Raw genomic sequence first — 14,014 nt, forward strand, 5'->3', positions numbered from 1 at the left:
TACCACAGGAATAGATAAATATCCGCTTCGCCTGGCGCAAATCTTCAGGTTTTTCGGGGGTTTACACAAAATATCGCAAAAAACAGAACGAAAAACGAACCTTGCGCCCCCCAACACACCGCAGAACACCGTCCCGACGCCCGGCTGGGTTACACTTGGCAACTTTGCCACGCCCCGCGCCACCCTTTCATCGAGCCGAGAATTCCATGCCGATCCGTCATTGCATCGTCCACCTGATCGACAAGAAACCCGATGGCAGCCCCGCAGTACTGCACGCACGCGACTCGGAACTGGCCGAATCCACTGCCATCGAAAACCTCCTCGCCGACCTCAACGACAGCTACAACGCCAAGCAGGGCAAAGCCTGGGGCTTGTTCCATGCCGAGTCCGGCGCCCATCCGTTCAGCGGCTGGTTGAAGGAATACCTGGACAGCGACAAGACCTTCACCGACTTCAGCCGTGTCGCGGTCGAGCACCTGCAGAAGCTGATGGAAGAGTCCAACCTGTCGGTAGGCGGCCACGTTTTGTTCGCCCACTACCAGCAAGGCATGACCGACTACCTGGCCATCGCCCTGCTACACCACAGCGAAGGCGTAGCGGTGAACGCCGAACTGGACGTGACCCCGTCCCGCCACCTGGACCTGAGCCAGTTGCACCTGGCCGCGCGCATCAATATTTCCGAATGGCGCAACAACCCGAACTCGAAGCAATACATCTCCTTCATCAAGGGCAAGAACGGCAAGAAGGTCTCGGATTATTTCCGTGATTTCATCGGCTGCCAGGAAGGCGTCGATGGCCCGGGCGAGACCCGCACGCTGCTCAAGGCTTTCAGCGACTTCGTCGAAAGCGAGGACCTGCCGGAGGAAGCCGCCCGCGAGAAGACCCAGACCCTGGTCGACTACGCCACCAGCCAGACCCGTGCCGGCGAACCCGTGACGCTGGAAGAACTGTCCGGCCTGATCGACGAAGACCGGCCGAAAGCCTTCTACGACCATATCCGCAACAAGGACTACGGCCTGTCGCCGGAGATTCCGGCCGACAAGCGCACCCTCAACCAGTTCCGCCGTTTCACTGGCCGTGCGGAAGGCCTGTCGATCAGTTTCGAGGCGCACCTGCTGGGTTCGAAGATCGAATATGACGAAGAGGCGGGAACCCTGATCATCAAGGGCCTGCCGACCCAGCTCACCGACCAGTTGAAACGGCGCAAGGACTAAACCGCTGATCCGAACTGACATTTTTGTCAGTAGCGAGGGATATTTCTGACTGTTTAGCCTGAACGTGTCGCCCCGGTGCCTCCGCAAGCCGGGTGCTCCACAACAAGGTGCAGCCATGAAAAGGTCCATGACATTCCCGGGATACCTGCTGGTCGCCCTGTCACTCACGACAGGTATCGTCCAGGCCGGCCCGGGAGAAGACACGACCCGGTCACTGAATGATCGCTATCGCAATACCGCCCGCAATTGCGGGGCTGATTCGATGCCCGCGTTCCTTTGCAGAGGCGTGATCATCCGTGCCACGGCCGCGGCGAAGTTCTGGGTGCCGCAGGAAAAGAACATCACCAGTGGCGCCATCTCGGCATCCTTCCTGGGCAAGGACGCCAGGTTCCCTCAATTGGCCTGGCGTCGAGACAACGGCTTCACCTTGTACCCGGTGCTCGCCAACCCGAGCCCGAACAAGACCTACGAGGTGCTGTGCTCTTTCCCGAGCGATGCCGGTACCGACGGGCGAGCGGGCCAGGGTTGCACCGATCATTCGGGCTCGGCGACGGTCGAGGACTACTGCGATCTCATGGGCATCAAGACCGCCCAGGAGTGGGTCAAGCGCTTCGGCAGCACGGCCTCGAACCATGTCGACCTGTGCGCTTTCGACGTCCGCGACCGGCGCAATGCCTTCGCCGGCCCGGCCTTCATGGCCAGCATCGAAGCCCGCAACCTGGCCGGCACCTCGCTGTTCAAGCTGCAGAATGAACTGCGCATCGCTACCTGGAAAAACAATCCACCTATCGAGCCGCCTGTCGAAAGCACCTTCTACACCACGCCGCCAAGCTCCGAGACCTCGGGCCTGGAGAACGCCAGAGCCAACCAGATCGAGTGGTGGCTCGCGACCAGGCGCTACCTGCCACTGGTGAAACTGGACCTGCCGCAGACCATGACAGCCGATGCGCTGTTCAGCTACAAGCCAGACGACCAGGCCATCCAGCCCACCACCGGCCCCAACAGGTGCGGCAAGTACTTCGACAGTGCGCGCTTCGTCGACCTGCCCGGCTCGCCCGGCAAGAAAAGCCTGGTCGTGGTGCCCAGCGCCTGTGGCCGGGAAGCCAGGGACGACCAGACCAACAACTTCTTCAACGAACTGGTCGCCCTCTACTACCGCAATCCGGCCTGGCAAGGCACATCGGCCAGCAACCCACAGAACATCCTGAGCATGCGTCGGCAACTGACCTGCCATTTCGTCTATCGACGCTACGCCCCGGAATGGACGCTGGAGCCTCATCGGCCCCTGATCGGTATCCAGGAATCAGGTGCCAAACAGTGCGACAACTGAACCGGTCACCAAGGACTGACCCGGCTCACTGTCTCCGTCAGCAGGAGGTCATCATGAACACCACCAACCTCTCATGGATTGCCTTGAGCGTAGCCATCGCCGCAGTACCCCTGGAACACGCCAACGCCGACCCGGATTGTTCCGACCCTATCCTCGAAGCGAATTGGACTACAGAGAAAGTCGGCGGATACTTCGCAGGCTCCTACCCTAGCCTGCAGATCAAACTGGACTACGCTGGCTGCACGTACGGGCCAGAGGACACCGAGGAAATCTTTCAGCAACTCCTCAAGGAGCATGAGCAAGATCCTGAATGGACCAGCCCCAAGCTGACTGCCACCCAGATGCGCGACAGCGTCAGGTTCCAGCTGGAATGCCAACTGAGCCAGTCACCGATCCCCGCCCCGATCACCCTCGAACCGAGGCGCCAGGGCGTCTCGCTGGATGCCTTCAAGAAGATGAAAGACTGCAACACGCCGTGACGGCAACGTCCTGCTGCACTGTGAAGGAGGCCACCAGCGCCTCCTTCGCGCTTTTGCGCAGGGCCTTTATCAGTCGCTCATGGCGCAGCGCCTGGGACTTGTCCGGCCATTGCTCCACATACACCAGGGCCACTGCCGGACTGGTGCTGAAATAGCGGGCCCCCTGGCCTTTCTGGTGGGCGACGAAACGTCGCTCGGGGTTGTCGCTGATTCCGCAATACAACGAACCATTGGCGGCGCGCACCAGGTAGACGTACCAAGGTTTGTCGACAACGTTAGTGGCAGGTTCAGTCACGATGAAATGAATAGTCTGACGGCGGGAGCCGACAGCTTACCGCCTCAGCGCCCGCCCTGGAACGCGCGCAGGCCCTTGAGCGCCTGCTGACCCACCTTGTCGCGCAAGAACGGCGTCCAGCCCAGCAGCAGGCCAGGCGTACCCAGGGCCTGGCGGGACCAGCGCCAGAAGTCGAACACATCGTGATGCTCGACGATCAGACCATCGCGGATCACGAAGGCGGCTCTAATATCGTTGACCACAACGCGACCGGTCTGGCTGAACAGGTAGGTCGCCACCCAGTGCGCCGAACCGCCGCGGTCATCGGCGCGAACGCTGTCGAAGATCAGCGAAAAGTCCTTGGCGCGACTGGTGAGCATGCGCCACATATCGCCCGCGTCCTTGCCACGCAGGGTGCCGAACGCGGGATCGCTGAAGACGATGTCGGGGCTGTAGCACGCCACCATGGCCTCGGCGTCAAGGCGCTGGAAGGCCTGGTAGAAACGGGTGATCAGGGCACTGTTGGCATCGCTCATGAGGGGTTCCATCACCGGAAGGCTGAGCGCTGCACGATAGTCCGGCTGAGGGCACAAGGCCAGCGCCATCAACCGGACGAATGGTACGCCCTCAGATGCGCTCGCTGGTCACCTGCACATGCAGCGAGCGTCCGGCCTTGAGGCCGAAGCCGATGGCACCGGCGCCGAGCACCGCGAAGATCCAGCCCACAGCGTCCCACCCCCCGGTCAGGTCGTGCACCAGGCCCACCGCGAAGGGCCCTGCCGAGGCCAGGGTGTAGCCGACACCCTGGGCCATGCTCGACAGGTTGGCGGCGACATGGGAGTCCCGGGAGCGCAGCACGATCAGGGTCAACGCCAGGGCGAAAGTACCGCCCTGGCCGATGCCGAGCACCACCGCCCAGCCCCACAGGCCACCGAGCGGCGCATACAGGCAGCCGAACAAGCCGGCCAGGGTCAGCACCATCACCACCACAATGGCCAGGCGCTGGTCCTTGCCGCGGGTCGCCAGCATCGGCGCGGTCAGGGCGCTGACCAACTGCACGATCACCGAGCCGGACAGCACAAGCCCGGCCTCAGTCGGACTCAGGCCGCGACCGATGAGGATCGACGGCAACCAGCCGAACACGATGTAGGCCAGCGACGATTGCAGGCCCATGTACAAGGTCACCTGCCAGGCCAGTGGATCGCGCCACAGGCCGCGCACGCGGAACGCCGCGTGATGGGCCCCGTGACCTTGCCGGGCCTGCGGCAGCCAGAACAGCGCCGCCACCAGCGCCGGCACCAGCCAGAAGCCCAGCCCCAGCGCCCAGTTGTCACCGAAGGCGTGACTCAAGGGCACGGTCGCCCCCGCCGCCAAGGCCGCTCCAAGGCACAGAGCCATGGTGTAGATGCCCATCAGCAACCCGGCATGGGCCGGGAAGTCGCGCTTGACGATACCCGGAAGCAATACGCCGATCACGCCGATGCTGGCGCCAGCGATGAGGCTGCCGACGAACAAGCCGACGCTGCCGAAGGCGCTGCGCAGGGCAATGCCGCCAGCGAGACAGAGCAGGATGCCGAGGATCACCCGCTCGCTGCCGAAACGCCGGGCCAGTGCGGGGGCCAGCGGGGCGAACAGGCCCAGACAGAGCACTGGCAGGGTCGTCAGCAGACCGGCCTGGGAGCCACTCAGGCCGAGGCTGCGGGATACATCGCCCAGCAGCGGCGCCATGCTCGACAGCGCTGGCCGCAGGTTCAGCGCCACCAGCACCAGGCCGAGCAACAGCAGCCAGGCCTGTGGCAAACGGGAAGGAGGTTGAAGCGCGGCATCGTCGGCTTCGGCATCGATCAGCAATTCTTCAAGTACGGGCCCGTGGGGCGCTGGCTTGGTATGGAGGTCTTGGCCCATGGCAGTCTCGAAAATTCAGGGTTCATTGATCAACGTCCGGCTCAGGGCCTTGGCCCGTTCCGGATCTTGTTGTTCGACGGCCTCGAGGATCGCGACATGCAGATCGAAAACCGCCTGGTCGCGCGGCAACCGGCTCATGCTCTGTTCCAGCTTCATCGCCACCACGCTGGAGAAATAGCGGTACAGCTCGCTCAGGGCGGGATTGTGGGCGGCGTCCACCAGGCGCTGGTGGAAGGCCAGATCGCAGCGGATGTAGTCGCCCAGGTCACCGTGGAAGTGCGAACCACTGTGGTGCAAGGCTTCACGAAGGCCGAGCAGGTCCTGCTCGGTGCGGCGCAAAGCAGCCAGGCCGATGGCTTCGGCTTCAAGCAAGTACCGGGTTTCCCGAGCGTGTTCGAGGCTGCAGCCGGAGAGCGCCTGCATCGCCGAGAGCGGATCGGAAGCGGTGCGCAGGTAGCTGCCATCGCCCTGGCGCACTTCCACCAGGCCGCTGAAGACCAGCACACGCATCGCTTCGCGCACGGTGTTGCGGCTGATGCCCAGTTCGGCAGCCAGCTCCGGCTCGGTGGGCAGGCGCTGGCCGACAGTCCAGGCCCCGTTGGTGATGCGTTGGCGGAGTTGATCGACGGCTTGTTCGACCAGGGAGCGTTTGATGAGTTGGGGCATGCGCGGCTTACATCCAATCATCGGATGAATTTAGAAAGGAGAAGGGTAACTGGTTGTTTCAACAGAATGCAAACCTGAGGGAGACTGGGTGTTCTTGAAGGGCCTCATCGCTGGCAAGCCAGCCACAGGTTTCGCGGTGCTTGCGATTCCTGTGGCAGCCTGTAACAGGTCCCTGTGGGAACTGGCGTGCCAGCGATTGGCCTCTGGATCAGTTCAAGGCGTCGAGCAACGCCTGGTTCTGCTCTTCTGTACCGATGGAGATGCGCAGGAACTGATCGATCCGCGGCAGCTTGAAGTGACGCACGATCACGCCCTGTTCACGCAGAGAGGCAGCGATCCCGGCAGCATCCTTGCCCGGATGCCGGGCGAAGATGAAGTTGGCCGTCGACGGCAGAACCTCGAAACCACGGGTATTCAGCTCGGTCACCAACTTCTCGCGGCTGGCGATGACCTTGTTGCAGGTCTCCTCGAAGTACGCCTGGTCTTCGAATGCGGCGGTCGCACCGACAATGGCGATACGGTCGAGCGGGTACGAGTTGAAGCTGTTCTTCACACGCTCCAGCGCCTCGATCAGGTCCGGATGGCCCACGGCAAGACCAACCCGCAGGCCTGCCAGGGAGCGCGACTTGGAGAGAGTCTGGGTCACCAGCAGGTTCGGGTAGCGGTCCACCAGGCTGATGGCGGTCTCGCCACCGAAGTCGATGTAGGCCTCATCCACCACCACCACGGACTCGGTGTTGGCCGTGAGCAGTTGCTCGATGGCCTCCAGGGCAAGCAGGCAGCCGGTCGGCGCGTTCGGGTTGGGGAAGATGATCCCGGCGTTGGCGCGGCGGTAGTCATCGACGCGGATCTGGAACTGATCGTCCAGCGCCACCGGCTCGAACGGAATGCCATACAGGCCGCAGTACACCGGATAGAAGCTGTAACTGATATCCGGAAACAGCAGCGGCGCATCGTGCTGGAACAGGCCGTGGAAGATGTGTGCCAGCACCTCGTCCGAGCCGTTGCCGAGGAAGACCTGGTTCGGCTGGACGCTGTAGTAGCGGGCCACGGCCTGCTTGAGCAGGTCACTGTTGGGGTCCGGATACAGGCGCAGGTTATCGTTGAGTTCGCCGCGCATGGCCTCCAGCGCCTTCGGCGACGGACCGTACGGGTTCTCGTTGGTGTTGAGCTTGACCAGTTTGGTCAGCTTCGGCTGCTCGCCCGGCACGTAAGGCACCAGGTCCTTGACGAAGGGACTCCAGAATTTACTCATGTTCAGTTGCCCTCTTGGTCGGCAAGGATGCGGTATTCGGCACTGCGCGCGTGCGCGCTGAGAGATTCGCCACGAGCCAGGACCGACGCGGTTTTGCCCAGCTCTGAAGCGCCCTGTTCGGAGCAGAAGATGATCGACGAACGCTTCTGGAAGTCATACACCCCCAGTGGCGAGGAGAACCGCGCGGTGCCGGAGGTCGGCAGAACGTGGTTCGGACCTGCACAGTAGTCGCCCAGCGCCTCGCTGGTGTGGCGACCCATGAAGATCGCACCGGCGTGACGGATCTTTGGCAGCCAGGCCTGTGGATCGGCCACCGAAAGCTCCAGGTGTTCAGGCGCGATGCGGTTGGCGACTTCCATGGCCTGGTCCATGTCACGTACGTGGATGAGCGCGCCACGTCCGTCGATGGAGGTGCGGATGATCTCGGCGCGGTCCATGCTCGGCAGCAGCTTGTCGATGCTGGCGGCGACGCGTTCGAGGAAGTCGGCATCCGGGCTGACCAGGATCGACTGGGCGTCCTCGTCGTGTTCGGCCTGGGAGAACAGGTCCATGGCGATCCAGTCCGGATCGGTCTGGCCGTCACAGACCACGAGGATTTCCGACGGGCCGGCGATCATGTCGATACCGACCTGGCCGAACACATGGCGCTTGGCAGTCGCCACGTAGATGTTGCCCGGGCCGACCACCTTGTCCACCTGCGGCACGCTCTCGGTACCGTAGGCCAGGGCCGCGACCGCCTGGGCGCCGCCGATGGTGAAGACGCGGTCGACACCGGCGATGCAAGCCGCCGCCAGCACCAGCTCGTTGACCTCGCCACGCGGGGTCGGCACAACCATCACCACTTCACCGACGCCGGCGACCTTGGCCGGAATCGCGTTCATCAGCACGGAAGAGGGGTACGACGCCTTGCCGCCTGGCACGTACAGGCCGGCGCGGTCCAGCGGGGTGACCTTCTGGCCAAGCACGGTGCCGTCAGCCTCGGTGTAGCTCCAGGAGTCCTGCTTTTGCCGCTCGTGGTACAGGCGCACGCGCTCGGCAGCCTTTTCCAGGGCTTGGCGCTGCTGCGCAGTGATGCGGGTCAGAGCCAGTTCCAGGCGCTCGCGACCGAGGATCAGGTCATCGATGGACTTGGCGTCGACGCCGTCGAAACGCTGGGTGAACTCCACCAGCGCCGCGTCGCCGCGCTCGCGCACGGCCTTGATAATGTCGAGGACCCGCTGGTTGACCGCGTCGTCGGACACGCTTTCCCAGCTCAGCAGATGATCCAGATGTCGGGCGAAATCCGGGTCAGCGGCATTGAGTCGGCGAATTGCAGTGGACGTGGTCATAGCTAAAGCCTCGGTAATTGGCGAATGGTTCAGGCGCCCTGAAGCTACCAGTCCATCCGCGCGGGCACCCGAGGTATTTGGCTATGACGCGGATAGACGGGCGCGACACGAAGTCGCGCACAAGGTCAGCCGCGGTGTCGCGACTCCACGGCCTGACGCAGGGTGTCGATCAGGCTCTGGATCCGGGCGTGTTGCATCTTCATCGATGCCTTGTTGACCACCAGACGGGAGCTGACGGTCGCGATGAGTTCCTGGGGTTCCAGGCCATTGGCGCGCAGGGTGTTGCCGGTGTCGACCACGTCGATGATCTTGTCGGCGAGGTTGACCAGCGGTGCGAGCTCCATGGAGCCATAAAGCTTGATGATATCGACCTGGCGGCCCTGCTCGGCGTAGTAGCGCTTGGCTACGTTGACGAATTTGGTGGCGACCCGCAGGCGCCCCTTGGGCTCCGGCGCGCCAATGGCACCGGCGGTCATCAGCTTGCAGCGGGCGATGTTCAGGTCCAGCGGCTCGTACATGCCCTGGCCACCGTATTCCATCAGCACGTCCTTGCCGGCCACACCCAGATCGGCGGCGCCATGCTCGACGTAGGTCGGCACGTCGGTGGCCCGCACGATCAGCAGGCGAACGTCGTCCTGGGTCGTGGGGATGATCAGTTTGCGGCTCTTGTCCGGATTCTCGGTCGGAACGATGCCCGCTTCCGCCAGAAGCGGCAGGGTATCGTCGAGAATGCGGCCCTTGGACAGCGCGATGGTCAACATGGGAAACGTCGGTCCTTATGCGGCTTGAAGCCGCCGGGGGCAACCAGGGCCCGCGGCGGCGTTGTTCAATTCGTGGCGCGTCCCTGCGCCATCAGCAGACTAGCCCGGTACGCGACGGATCTTCGCGCCCAGCATCTGCAGTTTTTCCTCGATGCACTCGTAGCCACGGTCGATGTGGTAGATGCGGTCGATCAGGGTATCGCCTTCGGCCACCAGGGCCGACAGTACCAGGCTCGCGGAAGCCCGCAGGTCGGTCGCCATGACAGGCGCGCCCTTGAGTGCCTTGGTGCCGGTGACGATGGCGGTGTTGCCTTCGACCTGAATCTGCGCGCCCATGCGGTGCATTTCGTAGACGTGCATGAAGCGGTTTTCGAAGATCGTCTCGATCACCGCGCCGGTGCCTTCGGCAATGGCGTTGAGGGAGATGAACTGTGCCTGCATGTCGGTCGGGAACGCCGGGTACGGGGCAGTACGCAGGTTGACGGCTTTCGGCCGCTTGCCATGCATGTCCAGCTCGATCCAGTCTTCGCCGGTGATGATCTCGGCGCCGGCTTCCTTGAGTTTCTCGAGGACGGCTTCGAGGATGGTCGGATCGGTGTCCTTGACCTTGACGCGACCGCCGGTGACGGCAGCGGCGACCAGGTAGGTACCGGTCTCGATACGGTCCGGCATCACGCGGTAGGTGGCCGAGCCCAGGCGCTCGACGCCATCGATGGTGATGGTGTCGGTCCCGGCGCCCTGGATCTTCGCGCCCATGGCAATCAGGAAGTTGGCCAGGTCGACCACTTCCGGCTCGCGCGCGGCGTTCTGCAGGACGCTGCGGCCCTTGGCCAGTGCGGCGGCCATCATGATGTTCTCGGTACCGGTCACGCTGACGGTGTCGAAGAAGAAGTGCGCGCCGCGCAGGCCGCCTTCAGGGGCCTTGGCCTTGATGTAGCCGCCTTCCACTTCGATCTTGGCGCCCATGGCTTCCAGACCGCGGATGTGCAGGTCGACCGGACGCGAGCCAATGGCGCAACCACCGGGCAGGGCCACTTCGGCCTCGCCGAAACGGGCGACCATCGGGCCCAGGACCAGGATCGAGGCGCGCATGGTCTTGACCAGCTCATACGGCGCGACCAGGGTCTTGATGGTACGTGGGTCGATTTCCACCGAGAGCTTCTCGTCGATCACAGGTTCGATGCCCATGCGACCGAACAGCTCGATCATGGTGGTGATGTCGTGCAGGTGCGGCAGGTTGCCCACGGTGACCGGGCCGTCGCACAGCAGGGTAGCCGAGAGAATCGGCAGGGCCGCGTTCTTCGCGCCGGAAATACGGATTTCGCCGTCGAGGCGAACGCCGCCAGTAATAATCAGTTTGTCCATTTGGAATCTCGCGCCAGTTGGCTCAGGTGCGCTCAGCCCAGGCTGCGCTGCTGAAAAATTTCATGGTAACCGCGTGAATGCGGCCGTCGGTGATCCACGGATTAAGGTGAGCGTAGATCTGCTGCTGACGCTTGACCGGGCTCAGGGCCGCGATTTCGTCGCTGATCACGTTCAACTGGAAGTTGCAGCCTTCGCCCTCAACTTCGACCCGGGTTCCCGGCAACTTTTCTTCAAGGAAGTTCTTAACTTCTACGGCCTGCATGCTCAACCTCAATCGGCGCCCTGTGCGCGCGGGTCGGCCATCATACAAAAAAGCCCCTCGCCTGCGAACCCCGTAAACGAGGACTCTGACAGAGGGGCTTCGGTTATTTCACACAATCATTAAAACGCGAGGATGTCGTCCAGCCCGTAGACCTCGGCGATCTCTCGCATGCCGTGAGGCATACCGCGCACCTCGCAGCCCTTGCCCGCTGCCTTGGCATCGCGCATGAACGCCAGCAGCAGGGACAACCCGACGCTGCTGGACTGCTCCACCGCAGCGCAATCGAGTACCAGCGCGCTGGCCGGACTCGAGGCGATCAGCGCCGCGCCCTGCTTGCGCAGGTCGGGGCCCGAACGGTAATCAAGGGTGCCAGCCAGGCTGAGAACGCCCGGCTCGGCCAGTTGCACGCTGCCTACGCTCATTGCGCCTGCTTCTCCGCCGCGTCCTCGGTGACCGCCTTGGCCTTGGCGACTTCGCCGGCCCAGTTGTCGATGGTCTTGTCGAGGTCATTGCCGTTGCGCTGCATTGCATCGGCGAACTGGTCGCGGAACAGCTTGCCGATGTTGATGCCATTGACGATGACGTTGCGCACTTTCCACTCACCCTGCAGCTTCTGCAAGGTGTAGGACACCGGGTAGACCGCACCGTTGGTGCCGGTGACTTTCATGCCGACGGTGGCGCGATCGCCGTCCTCGGCCTTGGCCGGATCGACGGTGATGCCCTGGTTGTTGTACTCCAGCAAGGCGTTGCCATAGAACTGCATCAGGCTGCGCTTGAAGTTTTCCTGGAAGCGCTTCATCTGGTCAGGCGAGGCCTGGCGCGAGTACTTCACCGTCATGATGCTTTTCGAGATGCCGTCGGCATCCACCACCGGACCGAGAATAGTGTTCAGCGCATCGTAGAACTGGCTCGGGTTGGCCTTGTATTGCTCCTTGTTGGCCTTGAGATCGGCCAGCAGTTGCGTGGTGGTGCCCGAAATCACGTCATGGGCCGATTGGCCCGGTGCCGCCAGAGCCAGCATCGGCAGGGCCGCCAGCAGTACCAGCAGGCCGCGTCGCAGGATCGAAATCATGGAAACTCCTTATTTAGCTTCTTTGCCTACGGTATTGAGCAGGAACTTGCCAATCAGATCTTCCAGTACCAGCGCCGACTGGGTGTCGTGGATGGTCCCGCCATCCTTGAGCACGGTGTCTTCACCGCCAACGCTGATGCCGATGTACTTCTCGCCGAGCAACCCGGCGGTCAGGATCGATGCGGTGGAGTCGGAGGGCAGGTTGTCCACGCTCTTGTCCAGTAGCAACGTCACCCGACCGGTGTAGGTCTCGCGATCCAGATCGATGGCAGTGACCTTGCCGATGGTCACACCAGCCATGGTCACTTTTGCTCTGACAGTCAAACCGGCGATATTGTCGAAATTCGCATAAAGTTTATAGGTATCGCTGCTAGGGCTGGCGGACAGGCCGCTGACGCGCAGGGCCAGCAGGATCAGCGCCAGGATCCCGGCCAGGAGGAACAGGCCGACACCGATTTCCAGGGTGCGGTTTTGCATCAGAAATCTCCAAACATCAGGGCGGTCAAAATGAAGTCCAGGCCGAGCACTGCCAACGAGGCATAGACCACGGTCCTGGTGGTGGCACGACTGATCCCCTCTGAAGTGGGCTCGCAGTCATAGCCTTGGAATACGGCGATCCAGGTCACGACGAAGGCGAAGACGATGCTCTTGATGACACCATTGAGCACGTCGTCGGTGAAGGACACGCTGTTCTGCATGTTGGCCCAGAACGAGCCTTCGTAGACGCCCAGCCAGTCGACCGCGACCCACGAGCCGCCCCAGATGCCGACGACACTGAAGATCATCGCCAGCAGCGGCAGGGAGATGAAACCGGCCCACAACCGTGGCGCAACGATGTACTTGAGCGGATCGACCCCGATCATTTCCAGGCTGGACAGTTGCTCGGTGGATTTCATGTTGCCGATCTCGGCTGTCAGCGCCGAACCGGCCCGCCCGGCGAACAGCAGCGCGGTCACCACCGGCCCCAGCTCGCGCAGCAGGGTCAGGGCGACCATCTGCCCCACCGCCTGCTCGGAACCGTACTTGGTCAGGATGCTGAACCCCTGCAGGGCCAGGACCATGCCGATGAAGATGCCGGAAACGACGATGATCGCCAGCGACAGCACACCCACCGAGTAGAGCTGGCGCACCAGCAACTGAAAGCCGCCGCCAATGCCGCCGCGCCCGACGAGGGCATGCAGCAGGAACAGGCAGGAACGCCCCATGACCGCGACCACGTCGATGGCCGAGCGGCCAAAACGGCGGATACGTTCGAGTAAGGATTTTCTGCGCATCTAACGCTTCCCCAGCAGATCGGCGCGATAGTCAGGCGCAGGAAAATGGAAAGGCACCGGTCCGTCCGGGTCGCCCTTCATGAATTGGCGGATGCGCGGGTTGTCAGAGTCCATCAGCTCTGCCGGAGTGCCCTGGCCGAGCACCTGGCCGTCGCCGACGACATAAATGTAGTCGGCGATGCTGGCGGTTTCCGCCAGGTCATGGGAGACCACGATGCTGGTGATACCGAGGGCATCGTTGAGCAGGCGGATCAGACGCACCAGCACGCCCATGGCGATCGGGTCCTGACCGACGAACGGCTCGTCGTACATGAGGATCTGCGGGTCCAGAGCGATCGCCCGAGCCAGGGCCACGCGGCGCTTCATACCACCGGAGAGTTCGTCAGGCATCAACTCGATGGCGCCCCTCAGGCCCACTGCCTGGAGCTTCATCAGAACGATGTCGCGGATCATTTCCTCGGAAAGCTTCGTATGGACGCGCAACGGGAAGGCGACGTTCTCGAACACGTCGAGGTCGGTGAACAGCGCGCCACTCTGGAATAGCACACCCATTTGCTTGCGTGCGTCGAACAGGTCGCTGCGCGACAGGACCGGCAGGTTTTGCCCGGCGACCCAGACTTCGCCACTGGCAGGTCGCAATTGTGCGCCCATCAGGCGCAGCAGCGTGGTTTTGCCACAGCCGGAAGGCCCCATGATGCCAGTGACTTTGCCCTTGGGAATGCGTATGTCGACATTATTGAAGATGCTGCGCGAACCGCGTTTGAAGGTGAGCCCCTTCAACTCGACCGCGTAGGCGTTATCAACGCTCATCTAGACTCCTTGCGATGCA

The 14,014-nt window shown here is 62.8% G+C and carries 17 protein-coding genes; 3 read left to right on the plus strand and 14 right to left on the minus strand.

Annotation, left to right across the window (positions count from 1 at the left end):
• Positions 1-206 precede the first annotated feature (206 nt).
• The 3 genes from yejK to AC5QPF_RS26380 all read left to right on the plus strand — a co-directional run bounded on the left by yejK (position 207) and on the right by AC5QPF_RS26380 (position 3,023).
• Positions 207-1,214 (plus strand): nucleoid-associated protein YejK, encoded by a 1,008-nt coding sequence (gene yejK / locus AC5QPF_RS26370; RefSeq protein ID WP_494960591.1) that lies wholly within the window; start codon positions 207-209, stop codon positions 1,212-1,214.
• Positions 1,215-1,341: 127 nt separating this feature from the next.
• Positions 1,342-2,544, plus strand: a complete 1,203-nt coding sequence (locus tag AC5QPF_RS26375) for a DUF2599 domain-containing protein (protein WP_494960592.1) — start codon at positions 1,342-1,344, stop codon at positions 2,542-2,544.
• Between the two features lie 53 nt (positions 2,545-2,597).
• The gene (locus AC5QPF_RS26380; RefSeq protein WP_494960593.1) at positions 2,598-3,023 is read left to right on the plus strand and encodes a hypothetical protein; all 426 of its coding nucleotides are present in this window, start codon (positions 2,598-2,600) and stop codon (positions 3,021-3,023) included.
• On the opposite strand, the gene AC5QPF_RS26385 is transcribed toward AC5QPF_RS26380, so the two are convergent.
• The 14 genes from AC5QPF_RS26385 to AC5QPF_RS26450 form a co-directional block, all read right to left on the minus strand.
• Positions 2,992-3,318, minus strand: coding sequence for a GIY-YIG nuclease family protein (locus AC5QPF_RS26385; protein ID WP_494960594.1), 327 nt, complete (start codon positions 3,316-3,318; stop codon positions 2,992-2,994). The two genes, AC5QPF_RS26380 and AC5QPF_RS26385, sit on opposite strands and share 32 nt — an antisense overlap.
• A 44-nt stretch (positions 3,319-3,362) precedes the next feature.
• Positions 3,363-3,833 (minus strand): nuclear transport factor 2 family protein, encoded by a 471-nt coding sequence (locus AC5QPF_RS26390; RefSeq protein ID WP_494960595.1) that lies wholly within the window; start codon positions 3,831-3,833, stop codon positions 3,363-3,365.
• A gap of 91 nt (positions 3,834-3,924) precedes the next feature.
• The gene (locus AC5QPF_RS26395) at positions 3,925-5,202 is read right to left on the minus strand and encodes a CynX/NimT family MFS transporter (RefSeq protein ID WP_494960596.1); all 1,278 of its coding nucleotides are present in this window, start codon (positions 5,200-5,202) and stop codon (positions 3,925-3,927) included.
• 15 nt (positions 5,203-5,217) lie between these two features.
• Positions 5,218-5,868, minus strand: coding sequence for an FCD domain-containing protein (locus AC5QPF_RS26400; protein WP_494960597.1), 651 nt, complete (start codon positions 5,866-5,868; stop codon positions 5,218-5,220).
• 208 nt (positions 5,869-6,076) lie between these two features.
• A complete protein-coding gene (hisC, locus tag AC5QPF_RS26405) occupies positions 6,077-7,123 on the minus strand; it encodes a histidinol-phosphate transaminase (RefSeq protein ID WP_494960598.1) in 1,047 nt (348 codons plus the stop codon).
• A 2-nt stretch (positions 7,124-7,125) separates the two neighbouring features.
• Positions 7,126-8,451 (minus strand): histidinol dehydrogenase, encoded by a 1,326-nt coding sequence (gene hisD / locus AC5QPF_RS26410; protein WP_494960599.1) that lies wholly within the window; start codon positions 8,449-8,451, stop codon positions 7,126-7,128.
• A 125-nt stretch (positions 8,452-8,576) separates the two neighbouring features.
• Positions 8,577-9,212, minus strand: a complete 636-nt coding sequence (hisG, locus tag AC5QPF_RS26415; protein ID WP_330074852.1) for an ATP phosphoribosyltransferase — start codon at positions 9,210-9,212, stop codon at positions 8,577-8,579.
• Positions 9,213-9,311: 99 nt separating this feature from the next.
• On the minus strand, positions 9,312-10,577 hold the full coding sequence (gene murA / locus AC5QPF_RS26420) for a UDP-N-acetylglucosamine 1-carboxyvinyltransferase (RefSeq protein WP_494960600.1): 1,266 nt from the start codon (positions 10,575-10,577) through the stop codon (positions 9,312-9,314).
• 22 nt (positions 10,578-10,599) lie between these two features.
• Positions 10,600-10,839: a BolA family protein gene (locus AC5QPF_RS26425; RefSeq protein ID WP_009398240.1), complete on the minus strand. Its 240-nt coding sequence runs from the start codon at positions 10,837-10,839 to the stop codon at positions 10,600-10,602.
• 119 nt (positions 10,840-10,958) lie between these two features.
• Complete coding sequence (locus tag AC5QPF_RS26430; RefSeq protein ID WP_494960601.1) at positions 10,959-11,261, minus strand: STAS domain-containing protein; 303 nt, start codon at positions 11,259-11,261, stop codon at positions 10,959-10,961.
• Positions 11,258-11,911 carry an ABC transporter substrate-binding protein gene (locus tag AC5QPF_RS26435; RefSeq protein WP_494960602.1) on the minus strand — a complete coding sequence of 218 codons (654 nt, stop codon included), beginning with the start codon at positions 11,909-11,911 and terminating at the stop codon, positions 11,258-11,260. Before AC5QPF_RS26435 ends, AC5QPF_RS26430 begins: the two co-directional genes overlap by 4 nt.
• Positions 11,912-11,920: 9 nt before the next feature.
• Positions 11,921-12,388 carry an outer membrane lipid asymmetry maintenance protein MlaD gene (mlaD, locus tag AC5QPF_RS26440; protein WP_494960603.1) on the minus strand — a complete coding sequence of 156 codons (468 nt, stop codon included), beginning with the start codon at positions 12,386-12,388 and terminating at the stop codon, positions 11,921-11,923.
• Positions 12,388-13,185, minus strand: a complete 798-nt coding sequence (mlaE, locus tag AC5QPF_RS26445; RefSeq protein WP_458978879.1) for a lipid asymmetry maintenance ABC transporter permease subunit MlaE — start codon at positions 13,183-13,185, stop codon at positions 12,388-12,390. Before mlaE ends, mlaD begins: the two co-directional genes overlap by 1 nt.
• Positions 13,186-13,995, minus strand: coding sequence for an ATP-binding cassette domain-containing protein (locus tag AC5QPF_RS26450; protein ID WP_494960604.1), 810 nt, complete (start codon positions 13,993-13,995; stop codon positions 13,186-13,188).
• Between the last annotated feature and the right edge of the window lie 19 nt (positions 13,996-14,014).

The organism is Pseudomonas sp. Con_6 (assembly GCF_059379395.1).

Bases quoted from the DNA above. Each gene is read 5' to 3' on its own strand.
- hisC (WP_494960598.1), bottom strand. From the start codon at position 7,123: ATGAGTAAATTCTGGAGTCCCTTCGTCAAGGACCTGGTGCCTTACGTG.
- mlaE (WP_458978879.1), bottom strand. From the start codon at position 13,185: ATGCGCAGAAAATCCTTACTCGAACGTATCCGCCGTTTTGGCCGCTCG.
- AC5QPF_RS26425 (WP_009398240.1), bottom strand. From the start codon at position 10,839: ATGCAGGCCGTAGAAGTTAAGAACTTCCTTGAAGAAAAGTTGCCGGGA.
- hisD (WP_494960599.1), bottom strand. From the start codon at position 8,451: ATGACCACGTCCACTGCAATTCGCCGACTCAATGCCGCTGACCCGGAT.
- mlaD (WP_494960603.1), bottom strand. From the start codon at position 12,388: ATGCAAAACCGCACCCTGGAAATCGGTGTCGGCCTGTTCCTCCTGGCC.
- AC5QPF_RS26375 (WP_494960592.1), top strand. From the start codon at position 1,342: ATGACATTCCCGGGATACCTGCTGGTCGCCCTGTCACTCACGACAGGT.
- AC5QPF_RS26380 (WP_494960593.1), top strand. From the start codon at position 2,598: ATGAACACCACCAACCTCTCATGGATTGCCTTGAGCGTAGCCATCGCC.
- AC5QPF_RS26390 (WP_494960595.1), bottom strand. From the start codon at position 3,833: ATGAGCGATGCCAACAGTGCCCTGATCACCCGTTTCTACCAGGCCTTC.
- AC5QPF_RS26395 (WP_494960596.1), bottom strand. From the start codon at position 5,202: ATGGGCCAAGACCTCCATACCAAGCCAGCGCCCCACGGGCCCGTACTT.
- AC5QPF_RS26400 (WP_494960597.1), bottom strand. From the start codon at position 5,868: ATGCCCCAACTCATCAAACGCTCCCTGGTCGAACAAGCCGTCGATCAA.
- AC5QPF_RS26435 (WP_494960602.1), bottom strand. From the start codon at position 11,911: ATGATTTCGATCCTGCGACGCGGCCTGCTGGTACTGCTGGCGGCCCTG.
- AC5QPF_RS26450 (WP_494960604.1), bottom strand. From the start codon at position 13,995: ATGAGCGTTGATAACGCCTACGCGGTCGAGTTGAAGGGGCTCACCTTC.
- AC5QPF_RS26430 (WP_494960601.1), bottom strand. From the start codon at position 11,261: ATGAGCGTAGGCAGCGTGCAACTGGCCGAGCCGGGCGTTCTCAGCCTG.
- murA (WP_494960600.1), bottom strand. From the start codon at position 10,577: ATGGACAAACTGATTATTACTGGCGGCGTTCGCCTCGACGGCGAAATC.
- yejK (WP_494960591.1), top strand. From the start codon at position 207: ATGCCGATCCGTCATTGCATCGTCCACCTGATCGACAAGAAACCCGAT.
- hisG (WP_330074852.1), bottom strand. From the start codon at position 9,212: ATGTTGACCATCGCGCTGTCCAAGGGCCGCATTCTCGACGATACCCTG.